This window comes from Frigoribacterium sp. CFBP 8759, assembly GCF_014841655.1.
GTDB lineage: Bacteria > Actinomycetota > Actinomycetes > Actinomycetales > Microbacteriaceae > Frigoribacterium.
The window spans coordinates 641,873-655,971 of the sequence record NZ_JACYUH010000001.1; the positions used below are offsets into that span (position 1 = coordinate 641,873).

16 protein-coding genes and 1 tRNA gene are annotated in these 14,099 nt (G+C 71.4%); 9 read left to right on the top strand and 8 right to left on the bottom strand.

Features of this window, described 5'->3' with window-relative positions; all coding sequences use genetic code 11:
- The first annotated feature begins 117 nt into the window (after window positions 1–117).
- The gene (locus IFT79_RS02970) at window positions 118–1,140 is read left to right on the top strand and encodes a LacI family DNA-binding transcriptional regulator (RefSeq protein WP_173153093.1); all 1,023 of its coding nucleotides are present in this window, start codon (window positions 118–120) and stop codon (window positions 1,138–1,140) included.
- A 55-nt stretch (window positions 1,141–1,195) separates the two neighbouring features.
- On the opposite strand, the gene IFT79_RS02975 is transcribed toward IFT79_RS02970, so the two are convergent.
- A complete protein-coding gene (locus tag IFT79_RS02975) occupies window positions 1,196–1,636 on the bottom strand; it encodes a MarR family winged helix-turn-helix transcriptional regulator (protein WP_056043060.1) in 441 nt (146 codons plus the stop codon).
- 72 nt (window positions 1,637–1,708) lie between these two features.
- Here IFT79_RS02975 and IFT79_RS02980 point away from each other — a divergent pair, with 72 nt between their 5' ends.
- The gene (locus tag IFT79_RS02980; protein WP_056043063.1) at window positions 1,709–2,071 is read left to right on the top strand and encodes a VOC family protein; all 363 of its coding nucleotides are present in this window, start codon (window positions 1,709–1,711) and stop codon (window positions 2,069–2,071) included.
- A 103-nt stretch (window positions 2,072–2,174) separates the two neighbouring features.
- On the opposite strand, the gene IFT79_RS02985 is transcribed toward IFT79_RS02980, so the two are convergent.
- Window positions 2,175–2,981, bottom strand: a complete 807-nt coding sequence (locus IFT79_RS02985; RefSeq protein ID WP_192122871.1) for a phosphatase PAP2 family protein — start codon at window positions 2,979–2,981, stop codon at window positions 2,175–2,177.
- Between the two features lie 155 nt (window positions 2,982–3,136).
- Here IFT79_RS02985 and IFT79_RS02990 point away from each other — a divergent pair, with 155 nt between their 5' ends.
- Window positions 3,137–3,313 carry a hypothetical protein gene (locus IFT79_RS02990; RefSeq protein WP_158612924.1) on the top strand — a complete coding sequence of 59 codons (177 nt, stop codon included), beginning with the start codon at window positions 3,137–3,139 and terminating at the stop codon, window positions 3,311–3,313.
- 101 nt (window positions 3,314–3,414) lie between these two features.
- Here the strand turns inward: IFT79_RS02990 and IFT79_RS02995 are convergent.
- The 4 genes from IFT79_RS02995 to IFT79_RS03010 form a co-directional block, all read right to left on the bottom strand.
- A tRNA-Arg gene (locus IFT79_RS02995) sits at window positions 3,415–3,486 on the bottom strand.
- 142 nt (window positions 3,487–3,628) lie between these two features.
- Window positions 3,629–4,123: an HNH endonuclease gene (locus tag IFT79_RS03000; RefSeq protein ID WP_159827583.1), complete on the bottom strand. Its 495-nt coding sequence runs from the start codon at window positions 4,121–4,123 to the stop codon at window positions 3,629–3,631.
- 364 nt (window positions 4,124–4,487) lie between these two features.
- A complete protein-coding gene (locus tag IFT79_RS16605; RefSeq protein ID WP_157485169.1) occupies window positions 4,488–5,321 on the bottom strand; it encodes a C40 family peptidase in 834 nt (277 codons plus the stop codon).
- 327 nt (window positions 5,322–5,648) lie between these two features.
- Window positions 5,649–6,341 carry a metal-dependent transcriptional regulator gene (locus IFT79_RS03010; RefSeq protein ID WP_056043076.1) on the bottom strand — a complete coding sequence of 231 codons (693 nt, stop codon included), beginning with the start codon at window positions 6,339–6,341 and terminating at the stop codon, window positions 5,649–5,651.
- Window positions 6,342–6,429: 88 nt separating this feature from the next.
- On the opposite strand from IFT79_RS03010, the gene serC reads away from it, so the two are divergent.
- Window positions 6,430–7,542, top strand: a complete 1,113-nt coding sequence (serC, locus tag IFT79_RS03015) for a phosphoserine transaminase (RefSeq protein ID WP_056228870.1) — start codon at window positions 6,430–6,432, stop codon at window positions 7,540–7,542.
- A 96-nt stretch (window positions 7,543–7,638) separates the two neighbouring features.
- On the opposite strand, the gene IFT79_RS03020 is transcribed toward serC, so the two are convergent.
- On the bottom strand, window positions 7,639–8,262 hold the full coding sequence (locus tag IFT79_RS03020; RefSeq protein ID WP_192122872.1) for a DUF3027 domain-containing protein: 624 nt from the start codon (window positions 8,260–8,262) through the stop codon (window positions 7,639–7,641).
- Window positions 8,255–8,632: a cold-shock protein gene (locus tag IFT79_RS03025; protein ID WP_043593516.1), complete on the bottom strand. Its 378-nt coding sequence runs from the start codon at window positions 8,630–8,632 to the stop codon at window positions 8,255–8,257. Before IFT79_RS03025 ends, IFT79_RS03020 begins: the two co-directional genes overlap by 8 nt.
- 91 nt (window positions 8,633–8,723) lie before the next feature.
- Here IFT79_RS03025 and IFT79_RS03030 point away from each other — a divergent pair, with 91 nt between their 5' ends.
- The 5 genes from IFT79_RS03030 to IFT79_RS03050 all read left to right on the top strand — a co-directional run bounded on the left by IFT79_RS03030 (window position 8,724) and on the right by IFT79_RS03050 (window position 14,059).
- Complete coding sequence (locus IFT79_RS03030; protein ID WP_054146822.1) at window positions 8,724–9,002, top strand: hypothetical protein; 279 nt, start codon at window positions 8,724–8,726, stop codon at window positions 9,000–9,002.
- Window positions 9,003–9,041: 39 nt separating this feature from the next.
- A complete protein-coding gene (locus IFT79_RS03035) occupies window positions 9,042–10,901 on the top strand; it encodes a helicase-associated domain-containing protein (protein WP_192122873.1) in 1,860 nt (619 codons plus the stop codon).
- 108 nt (window positions 10,902–11,009) lie between these two features.
- Entirely contained in the window at window positions 11,010–12,644 is a 1,635-nt protein-coding gene (locus IFT79_RS03040; RefSeq protein WP_056043095.1) for a DNA repair helicase XPB, read from the top strand.
- On the top strand, window positions 12,641–13,204 hold the full coding sequence (locus tag IFT79_RS03045; RefSeq protein WP_056043098.1) for a hypothetical protein: 564 nt from the start codon (window positions 12,641–12,643) through the stop codon (window positions 13,202–13,204). Before IFT79_RS03040 ends, IFT79_RS03045 begins: the two co-directional genes overlap by 4 nt.
- Window positions 13,205–13,366: 162 nt before the next feature.
- A complete protein-coding gene (locus tag IFT79_RS03050) occupies window positions 13,367–14,059 on the top strand; it encodes a response regulator transcription factor (protein WP_043593521.1) in 693 nt (230 codons plus the stop codon).
- Window positions 14,060–14,099 lie beyond the last annotated feature (40 nt).

Below are 14,099 nucleotides of genomic sequence, written 5' to 3' on the forward strand. Positions count from 1 at the left end.
GCCGACCGTGATCGTACGGTTACCCGACCGGCCGCCCGTCCTTCGCCCTCCGTGCGACCTCCGTTCGCCCTCCCGGGAACGATCCCGAGGGTCCCGGGCTCCGCTAGGGTGACCGACATGCCCGGTCCGAGATCTCCGCGTCGGCGTGCCACGATCCACGACGTGGCCGCCGAGGCCGGCATCTCCCGGGGCACCGTGTCGCGCGTGCTGAACAACGAACCGTACGTCTCGCACCAGGCGCGCGAGGCCGTCGAGGCCGCCGTGGCCAAGGTGGGCTACGTCCGCAACGCGGCCGCGCGCAACCTCGTCACCCAGCGGTCGCGCGCGATCGCGCTGATCGTCCACGAGCCCCATTCGGTCGTGCTCGACGACCCGAACATCGGCAACATCCTGATCGGCACCAACGCCGTGCTGTCGCAGGCCGACCACCAACTCGTCACGCTGATGATCGACTCCCAGCGCGACAGCGACCGCGTGGTCGAGTACCTGCGCGGGGGCTTCGTCGACGGGGCGATCATCCTGTCCGCCCGGACGGGCGACCCCATCTCGCAGGCCGTCGCCGAGCTCGGGCTGGCGGCCTCGTTCGTCGGCCACCCGAGCGACGCTCCCGACATCCCGTTCATCGGCATCGACAACCAGGCCGCCGCCGAGGCGATCGTGCGCCGTCTCGTGTCGACGGGGCGCACCCGGGTCGGCATGCTCGCCTCGGGACTCGACCGCGACTCGGGCGAAGACCGCCTCGCCGGCTTTCGCGCCGCGCTCGGCGACCTCTACGACCCGGAGCTCGTGGTGCGCAACCCGTTCTATAGCTACTCGGCCGGCGTCGACGGCATGACCGAGTTGCTCGAGCGGGACCCCCGGGTCGACGGGGTCTTCGCGGCGTCGGACGCCGTCGCCGCCGGGGCCCTCGACGTCCTCCACCGGCGGGGGATCTCGGTGCCCGGCGACCTCGGCATCGTCGGCTTCGACGACAGCTCGTGGGCGCTGCGCTGCACCCCGCCCCTCTCGACCGTGCGCCAGCCCGCCGAAGAGCTGGGCCGACGGGCCGCCCGCCAGGTCCTCGACCAGCTCGGCGGCACCGACGAGACGCACACCGCGCTCCTGCTGCCGACCGAGATCATGTGGCGCGAGAGCGCCTGACCCGTCCCCGGCACCACACGGGGAGGCGCGACGAGACGAGCCCCGACGACGTCGGTCAGCGCAACGCGGCCGCGAATCCCCGCAGGGCCGTGACCACCTGGCGCCGCGCCTCCTGGTCGAGCCCCCGCGTCATCGCGTCCTCGACGCCCCGCACGGCCGCACTCGCCGTCGCCAGTTGGCGGCGGCCCGCCGCCGTCAGCTCGGTCGGCAACGCCCGCCCCGACGGCGCCCGGTCGGCACGCCGCACGAGCCCGTCGCGTTCGAGCGACTGCAACAGCACGTTCATGGACTGTCGCGTGACGAAGGCGCCGCGGGCGAGCTCGGAGTTCGAGAGCCCGGGGCGCTGGGCCAGGAGCTCGAGGCACGAGTAGTGCGTGATCGTCATGCCCAACGGGCGCAGCTCGGCCTCCATGGCGGCGCGGAGGGCGCTCGACGCCTCCTTCAGCAGGTAGCCCACGGAGGTCTCGAGGTCGATGGTCGACGCGGCTTGACTCATGTCAGTAGTCTGACATAGGTTCTGCCGTGTCAGTCAACTGACATCAACCGCCACGACACGAGAGCAGGCACCATGACCGCCACCGGCCCCGACTTCATCTCCCTCCAGGTCCGCGACGTCGAGCGCTCGGCCGCGTTCTACGAACGGCACCTCGGGCTCACCCGGCAGGACGGCCCGCCGCACGCCGTCGTCTTCGCCACGACCCCGATCGCGTTCGCCGTGCGGGGCCCGCTGCCCGGCGTCGACCTCGACGCGGCCCCGCTCGGTCGCGGCGTCGGCCTCTGGCTGCTCGCCCCCGACGCGCAGGCGATCCACGACGCCCTGGTCGCCGCCGACGTCGAGATCGCCACCCCGCCGGTCGACGGCCCCTTTGGCCGTACCTTCACCTTCGTCGACCCCGACGGCTACCAGGTCACCCTGCACGACCGCGCGTGACGCCCGTCGCCGCCGTCCGACTACGAGGCCCTGGACGAGGAGGCGCCGGACGAGGAGGCGCGGCGCCCGCCCGCCGCGGTGGTCGCGTCGGTCGGGCTCCGCGTCACTCGTGGACGTCGTCGTCGTCCTGGGTGCTGAGGTAGAGCCGGTGGCTCGTGACGATCAGCGAGAGCCAGCCGATGCCGCTGACCCAGCCGACGGCGACGTCGGTGAACCAGTGGGCCCCGAGCAGCACGCGGGACAACCCCACGACGCCGGCCGTCCCGGCTGCCGCCCCGACGAGGGCGACCTGCGGCGCCTGCTTCTCCTGCCGAAGAGCCAGGAGGTAGGCGAGCACGCCGAGGATCGCGGTGGTGTTCAGCGTGTGGCCGGACGGGAACGACGGGGACTTCTCGTACGGCGGGATGGCTTCGTGACGGTCGGGCCGGTTGCGCTTGATGAGCCTCTTGCCCACGACCGTCATGGCGAGCGATCCCGCACCGGCCGCCACGACGAGGGCGACGGGGCTGGGGTGGCGATCCCGGAAGCCGAAGGCCGCTGCGGCTCCGACGGTGACGGCGGGCAGGACGACGGGCCCGAAGACGTGGGCGAGGGCGGCGGCCGCGCCGTTCGTCGCCGGGGAGCGGAGGTTTTTCGCGCGCTCGAGCGCCGGCCGGTCGAGGCTCTCGATGCCGTCCCGACCCGTGACACCGTCGTAGATGTAGGCCGCCCCGGCGGTCGCCGCGAGGGCGATGCCTCCGCCGACGGCGAGCGTCGCGACCAGGGCGCGGCGGGCGCCGACCTTCTGCGCGACGACCTTGTGTCGCGACGCGAGACGCCGGCCCGGCCTCGAGCGCCACTCGGTGAGGTCGCGACGGCCGATCTGCCGGTCGTAGCGGGTCGTGCGGGCGGTCTCAGCGGCGGTCGGCATGAGCCCACTCTGGCCCCTCGGCGATCGGGGCCTCCAGGTAGCGTGGTTCCCGGCCGTCTGAGCGCGACAGGTACCCACGGTGGCGTGTACGCCGGCGACTCCCCCACGCAGGCTCGGCGACGTCAGCACCGTTCCCACCAACCGGAAGGCTCCTCATGGTGTTCTCGATCACCCTCCTCGTCCTGGGGCTCGTCGGCATCGTCGGCGGCGTCCTGATCGTCCGGCAGCGGGACGGCGGCAGCGCCCTGCCGGGCGTGGCGATCACGGCGTTGGGAGCGGTGGCGGCCGCACTCGGCATCGCCCTCCTGGCGCTGCCCGAGCTGCCCGCGTAGCCGATCGGCGCTCGCGAGGAGTGCCCCTGGACGGGCGCGCAGAGCGCGGAGCCGCAGGGGTTCGAGTCCCTCCAGGGGCATCGTCGCGAAGCGACGTCAGGTGCCCCTGGAGGGACTCGAACCCCCAACCCTTTCCTTAGGACGGAACTGCTCTTCCATTGAGCTACAGAGGCTGACCCCGCGAGTCTACCGAACCCGCGCCTCCTGCCGTCCGGCCCACCATGCACCCCGTTCGCGAAGATGAACCCCGATGAAGCGGGGTTCGTCTTCGCAAACGGGGTTCATGGGCAGACGAGCGGGCGCCGGCGCCAGGCCTCACGCGGCGGCGAGGTACTCGTCCCAGTTCGCCTGCGTCCGCTCCATGCCGCGCACGACCCAGCCGACCCCGTGCGGCGGCTTGGGCGTGAAGAGCAGCTCCCAGCCCATCTCGTGCGGGGTGCGGTCGCTCTTGAGGTTGTTGCACTTGAGGCAGCACGCGACGAGGTTCTCCCAGCTGTCCGCCCCGCCCCGCGACCGCGGCTGCACGTGGTCGATCGTCGTCGCGGACCGACCGCAGTAGGCGCACCGGTGCGAGTCGCGCCGCATGACGCCCCGCCTCGAGACGGGGATCTGCCGGGTGTGCGGGATGCGCACGTACCGCGTCAGCACGATGACCGACGGGCGATCCCACGACGTCGCCGCCCCGAGCACGGGGTGTTCCGCATCGGCGGCGACGACGGTCGCCTTCTGGCTCATGACGAGGACGAGGGCCCGCCGGTCGGACACGACGGCGAGGGGCTCGTAACCGGCGTTCAGGACGAGAGTGCGCATGCTTTCCCTTTCGAAGCACCCTGGACGGCTTCCAGGGATTCGATCTCTCGGGGCTGCGCAGGCCCAACAGGCCCACCGATACGAAAAAAGCACCGTCACGAGGACGGTGCTCTGTCACATGGCGGGGTGTCGTATGTGCTCGTGCGACAGCGCACCCATGGTGCGGGTGGCGGTCGAACGAGGCATCTGACGCTCCTGGTCTCAGCGGAACTCCGAGATCGCCAGGTTAACCCCGGAAGGGTCGCACTGCCTAGAGGCAGGACGACCCTTCACAGGTTGTTCACGCGGGGCGCCGTCCGGGCGCACGATGCCCCGGGAGGCGCGGTGTCCCGGGAGGCGCGGTGCCCCAGGAGGCGCGGGTCGCCTACGCCCCGTAGCGCACGTAGTGCACCGCGGAGGTCCACAGCGGGCGGACGCTGACCGAGCCACCGGGCTTCGGTGCGTCGAGGATCATGCCGTTTCCGGCGTAGAACCCGTCGTGCGACCCGTCGTTGAAGATGACGACGTCGCCGGGCTGCGCCTCGGCGGCCGAGATCGGCGTGCCCAGGGCTCCCTGGCGGGTGACCGAGTGCGGCAGCGAGATGCCGTACTGCGAGTAGACGTACATCACGAAGCCCGAGCAGTCGAAGCCGGCCGGGGTCGCGCCACCGAAGACGTAGGGCGTGCCGACGTACTGCAGGGCCGTCGCGTAGACGGCGCTGAGGCTGAACGCTCCCGGCGTGGCGACGGTGCCCGTCGCCGAGCTCGTCGCGGCGGCCACGTTCTGGGCGGCCGTCGGGCCCGTGTAGCTGGCGTAGCTCGCGGCCAACGCCGCACGCTCGGCCTCACGCTGGCTGGCGAGGGCGGCCGCGTTGAGGTCCGCCTGCGACGTCGCCGTGTAGCCGTCTCGGGTGGCGTCCGCGAGGGCGACGTCGTCCGCGACCGCGACGCTCTGCGCGTGGCTGGTCGACGAGCTCGTCGACGCGGCGCCGACGCTCGGGCCGTTCGCCGCCGCCGGGTTCGACGCGAACGCCGGCAGCGCCATCGTGCCGATCAGACCGGCGGTGAGCGTCATCACGGTCACCGAGACCACGCTGCGCTTGACCGACGGGCGGCCCGGGCGGGCGGCGGGCGCGGCCGTGGCCTGGGCGCGACGCAGCGACGAGCGGGTCGGCAGATCGGCGGGGGTGCGGGTGGCGACGGTGCGGTTCGGGCGCACGTCGGGGGTGTGGTCTGAGCCGGGGAGGGTCAAGAGGGTGGGTCTCCTGCGTCTCGACAGCTTTCGGGAAGCTGTCCCGTCCGTTCGTTCGTATCGCGACGACACACGGCAGGAGACGGGCGTGAGAGACGTCCTGCCACGGGTCCGGCGGCCGGTTCAGCAGCCTGGGGACTCAGCGACTGTAGCCCAGCGACCCCTGCGAGATCATCCTCGAGAAGGATATTTGTAACGAATCGGTAAACGACTGCGTGATCCGGCGCAGAACGCAGGAGGCGCGGCGCACGGACGCAAGAATCCCGCGCGGCCGTATCCCGCCTCGGTGAGCGGTCAGAGCCCGACGTAGATGTGCTGTGCGACCTCGGTCGGCAGCTCGAGGCCCTCGTCGTGGCCCTCGACCTTGACGAAGACGTACGACCCCGCCGAGCGAAGGGTCGCGACGCCGCCCGGCAGCACGCCGGCGCCCTGCAACTGCTGAAGCAGCTCGGGCTCGAACTGCACCGGCTCGGCCAGGCGACGGATCGGCCGGGTGACGCCCTCGGGGTGCTCGGCGAGCACGGCCACGAGGTTGACCACGCCGTCGAGGAAGCGCCCCGCGGGAGAGTCGCCGAGCTCGTCGAGCCCGGGGATCGGGTTGCCGTAGGGCGACTCGGTCGGGTGGTCGAGCATGTCGAGCAGGCGTCGTTCGACCTGCTCGCTCATGACGTGCTCCCACCGGCAGGCCTCGTCGTGCACGTAGGCCCAGTCGAGGCCGATCACGTCGGCGAGCAGGCGCTCGGCGAGGCGGTGCTTGCGCATGACGTGGGTCGCCTTCGCGCGTCCGTCGTGCGTGAGCTCGAGGTGTCGGTCGCCGGAGACGACGACCAGGCCGTCGCGTTCCATGCGGGCGATGGTCTGCGACACGGTCGGACCGGAGTGGCCGAGACGCTCGGAGATGCGCGCACGCAGCGGCACGATGTTCTCTTCTTCGAGGTCGAGGATCGTGCGCAGGTACATCTCTGTGGTGTCGACGAGATCGGTCAACAGGGGCCTCCCGGTGGAACACGTGGACTACCCCGCAAGCCTACCGGCTGCACGCTGGGCACCGTGCCGCGTCACTAGGATCGAGCGCATGGCGGACATCCGGATTCCCACTGACCTCTTGCCCACCGACGGCCGCTTCGGTTGCGGCCCTTCGAAGGTGCGGGCCGCCCAGCTCGAGCACCTCGTCACCGCCGGCGCGACGATCCTCGGCACCTCGCACCGTCAGGCCCCCGTGAAGGACCTGGTGGGTCGCGTCCGCGCCGAACTGGGCGAGCTCTTCCGCCTGCCCGACGGCTACGAGGTCGTGCTGGGCAATGGCGGCTCGACCGCCTTCTGGGACGCGGCGGCGTTCGGGCTCGTCGAGAAGCGTGCCGAGAACCTGTCGTTCGGCGAGTTCGGCTCGAAGTTCGCCAAGGCCGTCGCGGCCCCCTGGCTCGAGGCCCCCCACGTGGTCACCGCCGAGGGCGGCTCGTTGGCCGAGGTGGAGGTGCTCGAGGGCGTCGACGTCTACGCCTGGCCGCACAACGAGACCTCGACCGGCGTCATGGCCCCGGTCACCCGCGTCGCGGGCGACCCCGGCGCCCTCACCGTCGTCGACGCGACGAGCGCGGCGGGCGGCATCGACGTCGACGCCTCGCAGGCCGACGTCTACTACTTCGCCCCGCAGAAGAACTTCGCGAGCGACGGCGGCCTCTGGTTCGCGCTCTTCTCCCCCGCGGCGATCGAGCGCGTCGAGCGGATCGCCGCCAGCGGCCGTTACGTCCCCGAGTTCCTCAGCCTCAAGAACGCCGTCGACAACTCGCGGCTCGACCAGACGTTGAACACGCCCGCCCTGACGACCCTGCTGCTGCTCGAGGACCAGACCCGCTGGATGCTCGAGAACGGCGGACTCGCCTGGGCCGACGCCCGCACGCGCGAGTCGTCGTCGGCGCTCTACGACTGGGCCACCGCATCCGAGTACGCGACCCCGTTCGTCGTCGACCCGTCGCACCGTTCCCAGGTCGTGGCGACCATCGACTTCGCCGAGTCGATCGACGCCGCCGCGATCGCGAAGGTGCTCCGCGCCAACGGCATCGTCGACACCGAGCCCTACCGCAAGCTCGGCCGCAACCAGTTGCGCGTCGCGACCTTCACGGCCATCGAGCCCGACGACGTCCGCCAGCTGATCCGGTCGATCGAGTTCGTCGTCGACGCCCTCTGACCGATCGCCCGCACGACGAAGGCCCCGACACGATCGTGTCGGGGCCTTCGTCGTTGTCCGACCCCGACGCAGGAGGCGCGGGTCGGGCCTGAGGGACTACTTCCGTCGCCTGCTCAGCGGATCTTCATCCTCGCCGTCCCAGTCGTCGTCGTGCGAGTCGTCGTCGAGGTCCGCCTCGGGGTGCGCGGCCGGCACGACGGGTGCGTCCACGGCCCGCCCGGAATCGTCGGAGTCGTCGTCGGAGTCCTCGGAGGCGTCGACCAGGTCGTCGATGTCGACGCCGTCCACGTCGCCGCCGTGCACGATCGACCCGCGCTCGTCGTCGGACTCGTCCTCGTCGTCCGAGTCGTCGTCGTCCGAGTCGTCTTCGTCGTCGTCCTCGTCCGACTCGTCGTCCTCGTCGTCGCCGTGGGCCTCCTGGGCCTTCATGTCGGCGAGGCGGTCGGCCCACGGCACCCAGTCCGGGGCGAGCAGGGCGCCGTCACCGGGCATGAGCTCGGCCTCGAGCACCGAGGGCTCTTCGCCGTCGAGGTGGGCGACGCTGACCGTCCAGTGCCAGCCGGGATAGCCGGGCAGCAGCGTGGCGAAGCGCACCGAGGTGACGCCGGGCTCGTCGTCGATCGGGTCGGCCTCGGCACCGATCGTCTCGTCGGGCGTGATCTCGGTGAGGGCGCGACGGGCGAGCTCGGACCAGGGCGTGCGCGTGGCGGCCTCAGGCATCGAACGAGTCCGCGACGGTGCGCAGCAGCACGGCGATGCGGGCGCCGTTCTGCGGGTACCGGCCGTGACGGAGGTCGCCGCCGGCCTTGTCGAGCACCTTGACGAGGTCTTCGACGATGACGGCCATGTCGTCGGCGGAGCGACGGTTCATCTTGGCGAGGCTGGGGGCGGCTTCGAGCACGCGCACCGACAGGGCCTGCGCGCCGCGCTTGCCGTCGGCGATGCCGTACTCGAGGCGGGTTCCCGCCTTGACACCCACGGTGCCGGCGGGCAGGGCCGACGCGTGGAGGAAGACCTCTTGGCCGTCATCGCTGCTGATGAAGCCGAAGCCCTTCTCGTCGTCGTAGAACTTGACCTTGCCGGTGGGCATGACTGGACCTCTCGTGAAGACGGGTGACCCTGGGGGTGGGTCGCCCCAGCTTAGATCGCCGGGTAGGGCCGCACCGCACTATCGTTGACCCGTGGCCAAGAAGATCGAACCGAGTGCGCCCTCTGACGTCAATCGTACAGAGCGCGTCCTCCTCTTCATGATCCTCGCCATCGTCGTCGTCTCGGTCCTCGCGTTCTTCACGAGGTTCGTGGGCGTGGCGACGGGTGTCACCGACTTCACCGCGGGCGTCTGGCCCGCACTCACGATCCTGCCCCTCATCGGGCTCCCGATCGCCTTCGCGATGCTCCTCGCATTCGTGGTGGCGAGCGCCGTGCGTCGCAGCCGCGACTCACGGGGCACCAGACGGTAACCGCAGACCCGGGCTGCACGACGGCTGGAGGCCTCGACCATGGCTAGTGCACTCGACCTCGCAGGCGTCCTGCGCGCCATCGACGACGACGACCTGTTGCGCCGCCTCGCTCGACGGCAGGTCCGGGCGTCGAGCGTCCACGACGCCTTCGACCTCGCGGACGTCCTGCTCGAGCCGGCCAGCGTGCGCGACGCCCTCGCCCACCTCGACCGCGTCGCGCTCATCGTGCTGCAGGTCGTGCGGGTGCCGGGCGACGTCGACGCCGTGCACGAGCGCATCGACGCCGCCTTCGAGGTCGACCGCGAGACGGTGGCCGCCGCGCTCGACCGCGTGGACGAGGCCTTCCTCGTGGTCCGCCGCGGCGAGTCCGTCTCGACCCTCGACGCCGTGGGCGAGCGACTCGACGACGACCCCGCCCTGGCCCTCGAGATCCTGACCTCCGAACGACCGCCGGTGGTGCTCGAGACCGTCCTCGACCAGGCCCGCGACGACGCCGACGCCCGGTCGGCCGAGCGGCTGTACGCCGTCGTCATCGAGGTCGCCGAGATCCTCCGTGCCCTCGAGCAGTCACCTGCCCGCGAGCTCGCGAAGGGGGGCCTGGCCCTGCCCGAGTCGAGGCGCCTCGCCGAGGCCGCCCGCATCGACGTCGACGACGTGGCGACCGTGCTCGCCATCGCCGTGCGGGCCGGGTTGGCCGCGCCGAGCCCGGACGGCTGGGTCGTGGCCGCCGACGCGACCGACTGGCTCCGCGCCTCCTGGCCCGACCGGTGGCAGACGCTGACGCGGGCCTGGCTCGCATCGCTGCCGACCGAGATCCTCGCGGTGCTCGAGCAACGCGTCGACACGTCGTGGGGACTGCCGCTGCGCGAGTTCTCCGACTGGTCCTACCCGGCCGGGGGCAGCTGGATCACCGAGCGCATCGCCGCGTTCTCGCGCAGCGCCGAGGTGCTGGGTCTGACCTCCGACGACACCCCCACCTCGGCGGCCGTCGCCCTGTTCCGCGAAGGTCCGGCCGCCGCCCGCACCCGGGTCGCCGCCCTGTTGCCCGACGCGGTCGAGCAGGTCTACCTGCAGCACGACCTCAGCGTCGTGTCGCCCGGGCCCCTGTCGCCCGCCATCGACGCCCGGCTCCGCGTCATCGCGGTGGTCGAGAGCGCAGGCCTCGCGGCCACCTACCGCATCACCGAGGGCGGACTGCAACGGGCCCTGAGCGAGGGCGAGTCCGCCGATTCGCTGCGCGAGTTCCTCGGCGGCATCTCGTCGACGGGCATCCCCCAGCCGCTCGACTACCTGATCCAGCAGAGCGCCGAACGGCACGGGCGCTACCGCGTCCGCGCGATCGCGCCGGGCGGCGCCCCCGCGGGCGTGCCGGGCGACGCGCTGTCGCTCGTGGTCGCGGACGACCGTGCGAGCCTCGACACCCTCGAGGTCGACCAGTCGCTCTCGCCCCTCGCCCTGACCCGGGTCGACGCGACGACCGTGGCGAGCCGGTTCGAACGCGACACCGTCTTCTGGTCGTTGAGCGACGAGCGCTACCCCGTCGTCGTGGTCGACGAGGGCGGTGCCGAGGTCGTCCCGCCGTCCCGACGCCGACCCCGGCGACCGGCCCCGATCGAGACGCGTGACCCGCTGCGCGAACTCGTCCAGCGTCTGCACACCGACCCCGGCTCCGGTGACGAGTCCACCGACCGTGCCTGGATCGCCCGCCAGCTCGACGCCGCCGTGAAGGGCCGTCTGACGGTCACCGTGACGGTCGCGATGCCCGACGGCAGCACCACCACCCTCGACATGGAGCCCACCGGCATCGGCGGCGGACGCGTCCGCGGTCGCGACAAGAAGTCCGACGTCGAGCGCACGCTGCCGCTGAAGAACGTGGTGGCGGTCGCGAGTCGCGACTGAGGCGGGCGGCCCTCGTCGGCCGAGCCGCGCCTCCTCGTCCTGCCGGGTGGGCGCCGACCGGTGCCCGGCTGTGAGAGCCGAGACCGGGCGCGCCTAGACTCGACCCTCATGACCGGACCCCTGATCGTGCAGAGCGATCGCACCGTCCTGCTCGAGGTCGCGCACGAGCAGGCGGAGGACGCGCGGCACGACCTGAGCGTCTTCGCCGAGCTCGAGCGCGCTCCCGAGCACGTGCACACCTACCGCATCACCCGCCTCGGACTGTGGAACGCACGGGCGGCCGGGCACAGTGCCGACGACATGCTCGGCACGCTCGAGAAGTACAGCAAGTTCCCGGTGCCGCAGAGCGTCAGCGTCGACATCGCCGAGACCGTCGCCCGCTACGGCCGCATCGTCATCGAGCGCGACGGCGACCAGTTGCTGCTGCGCGGCACCGACAGCTCCGTGCTGAGCGAGGTGACCCGGGCCAAGAAGGTCGGCGAGCTGCTCGGCGTCAAGCGGGCCGACGACCTGTGGGAGCTCCTGCCGTGGGCGCGCGGCGAGGTCAAGCAGCAGCTCGTCAAGCTCGGCTGGCCCGCCGAGGACCACGCCGGTTACACGCCCGGCACCCCGCACGCCATCGACCTCGACGAGAGCGACTGGCACCTGCGCGACTACCAGCAGAAGGCGATCGACAACTTCTTCGAGGGCGGCTCGGGCGTCGTCGTGCTGCCCTGCGGCGCCGGCAAGACCCTCGTCGGGGCCGGGGCCATGGCAGCCGCCGGCACCACCACGCTGATCCTCGTCACGAACACGGTCTCGGCGCGACAGTGGCGGGACGAACTGCTCAAGCGCACCTCCCTGACCGAGGACGAGATCGGCGAGTACTCCGGCTCGGTGAAGGAGGTCAAGCCGGTCACCATCGCCACCTACCAGATCCTCACGGCCCGCCGCGGGGGCAAGTACACGCACCTCTCGCTGCTCGACGCGCTCGACTGGGGCCTGGTCGTCTACGACGAGGTGCACCTCCTGCCCGCGCCGGTCTTCAAGCTGACCGCCGAGCTGCAGGCCCGCAGGCGCCTCGGCCTCACCGCCACGCTGGTCCGTGAGGACGGCCGCGAGAGCGACGTCTTCAGCCTGATCGGCCCCAAGCGATTCGACGCCCCGTGGAAGGAGATCGAGGCCCAGGGCTTCATCTCGCCGGCCTCGTGCTACGAGGTCCGGGTCGACCTCCCCCAGGAGGCGCGGCTCGAGTACGCGGCCTCCCCCGACGACGAGCGCTACCGGCTGGCCGCGACGGCCCCGGCCAAGCTCGACGTGGTCAAGCACCTCGTGGCCCGGCACGACGGCGAGCAGATCCTCGTCATCGGCCAGTACCTCGACCAGCTCGACGAGCTCGCCGCGGTGCTCGACGCCCCCACGCTGACCGGCAGCACGGCCATCGACGAGCGCGAGCGCCTCTACCAGCGCTTCCGCGACGGCGACCTCAAGGTGCTCGTCGTCTCGAAGGTGGCCAACTTCTCGGTCGACCTGCCCGAGGCGACCGTGGCCATCCAGGTGAGCGGCTCGTACGGGTCGCGGCAAGAAGAGGCACAGCGACTCGGTCGTCTGCTGCGGCCGAAGAAGTCGGGCTTGCCGGCCTCGTTCTACACGCTCGTCAGCCGCGACACGGTCGACCAGGACTTCGCCCAGAACCGTCAGCGGTTCCTGGCCGAACAGGGCTACAGCTACACGATCCTCGACTCGCCGGTGGTCGCCGCGTGAGCGACGCCACGGACGCCGACCTCCCCCTGGGCGACGACGAGCTCTGGCGCGACAGCCTGCGAAGGGTGTTCGCGGCCGACCAGGCCCCGTTCGCGACGTTCGGTCCGCTCGTGGCCTCCCTCGACCACGACGCCATGGAGTTCCGCGGCCAGGTCGCCCGGTTCGCCGAGTGGGACCCGTCCGTCGTCGTGTCGGTCGCCCGCACCTACGAGGTGCAGGGCGGCCTCCACGCGGGCGCGACCCTCAGCATCGTGACCTGGAGCCCCGACCCCGAGGTGATCGAACGCAGCGACCTGCTCGCCGGGTCGCCGGTCAAGGACCACCTGTTCGCCGGCCTCACCGCGATCGGCGCCACCGACGACGCCTCCGAGGCCCAGGTCGTCGCCGCGTCGGTCGAGGAGTTCCCGGGGTGGCAGATCACCCGGGCCTCGGGCTACACCGCGGTGCTCGAGCGGCGTGAAGGCGTCGACTTCACGCTGGCCGTGCCCGACGAGCTGCTCGAGTTGACGACGCGCGTCGCCCTGGTGCCCAACGTCGAGTGGTCCGCCCCCGACGCCTGAGCGTCCGCGTCCGCGTCCGCGTCTGCGTCCACGTCCACGTCCACGTCCACGTCCATGCGTCCCGCTGTCTCGGCCACCTGAGGGCTGCCGCTCCGGCAGCGTGCGGGTGACGTGCCTCCGGCTCACAGGAAACACCGAGGAGGCGCGCAGATACTTGGGCGCATGAGTGACGGCCCCAAGATCCTGATCGTCGACGACGAACCGAACATCCGCGACCTGTTGACCACCAGCCTGCGTTTCGCAGGCTTCGCCGTCCGTGCGGTCGGCAACGGCGCGCAGGCGATCTCGGCGGTCCTCGAAGAAGAACCCGACCTGATCATCCTCGACGTGATGTTGCCCGACATGAACGGGTTCGGCGTCACCAAGCGCCTCCGCTCGTCGGGCTACACCTCGCCGATCCTCTTCCTCACGGCGAAGGACGACACCGAGGACAAGATCACGGGCCTCACGGTCGGCGGCGACGACTACGTCACCAAGCCCTTCAGCCTCGACGAGATCGTCGCGCGCATCAAGGCGATCCTGCGTCGCACGATGAACGAGGACGAAGACGCCATCATCCGTGCCGGTGAGCTGACGATGGACCAGGACACCCACGAGGTCACCATCGGCGAGACGGCCATCGAGCTCAGCCCCACCGAGTTCAAGCTGCTCCGTTACCTCATGCTCAACCCGAACCGCGTGCTGTCGAAGGCCCAGATCCTCGACCACGTGTGGGAGTACGACTTCAACGGCGACGCCGGCATCGTCGAGAGCTACATCTCGTACCTGCGTCGCAAGCTCGACCAGTTCTCGACGGAGCCCATCATCCAGACCAAGCGGGGCTTCGGCTACATGCTCAAGGCCACGAAGGCCTGACCACCAGCCCTGGTGCGTGAACACGACGACGCCCGACCGC

Excerpts from the sequence above, each read along its gene's own strand:
- IFT79_RS02970 (WP_173153093.1), top strand. The coding sequence starts at position 118 with ATGCCCGGTCCGAGATCTCCGCGTCGGCGTGCCACGATCCACGACGTG.
- IFT79_RS02975 (WP_056043060.1), bottom strand. The coding sequence starts at position 1,636 with ATGAGTCAAGCCGCGTCGACCATCGACCTCGAGACCTCCGTGGGCTAC.
- IFT79_RS02980 (WP_056043063.1), top strand. The coding sequence starts at position 1,709 with ATGACCGCCACCGGCCCCGACTTCATCTCCCTCCAGGTCCGCGACGTC.
- IFT79_RS02985 (WP_192122871.1), bottom strand. The coding sequence starts at position 2,981 with ATGCCGACCGCCGCTGAGACCGCCCGCACGACCCGCTACGACCGGCAG.
- IFT79_RS02990 (WP_158612924.1), top strand. The coding sequence starts at position 3,137 with ATGGTGTTCTCGATCACCCTCCTCGTCCTGGGGCTCGTCGGCATCGTC.
- IFT79_RS03000 (WP_159827583.1), bottom strand. The coding sequence starts at position 4,123 with ATGCGCACTCTCGTCCTGAACGCCGGTTACGAGCCCCTCGCCGTCGTG.
- serC (WP_056228870.1), top strand. The coding sequence starts at position 6,430 with ATGGCGGACATCCGGATTCCCACTGACCTCTTGCCCACCGACGGCCGC.
- IFT79_RS03020 (WP_192122872.1), bottom strand. The coding sequence starts at position 8,262 with ATGCCTGAGGCCGCCACGCGCACGCCCTGGTCCGAGCTCGCCCGTCGC.
- IFT79_RS03025 (WP_043593516.1), bottom strand. The coding sequence starts at position 8,632 with ATGCCCACCGGCAAGGTCAAGTTCTACGACGACGAGAAGGGCTTCGGC.
- IFT79_RS03035 (WP_192122873.1), top strand. The coding sequence starts at position 9,042 with ATGGCTAGTGCACTCGACCTCGCAGGCGTCCTGCGCGCCATCGACGAC.
- IFT79_RS03040 (WP_056043095.1), top strand. The coding sequence starts at position 11,010 with ATGACCGGACCCCTGATCGTGCAGAGCGATCGCACCGTCCTGCTCGAG.
- IFT79_RS03050 (WP_043593521.1), top strand. The coding sequence starts at position 13,367 with ATGAGTGACGGCCCCAAGATCCTGATCGTCGACGACGAACCGAACATC.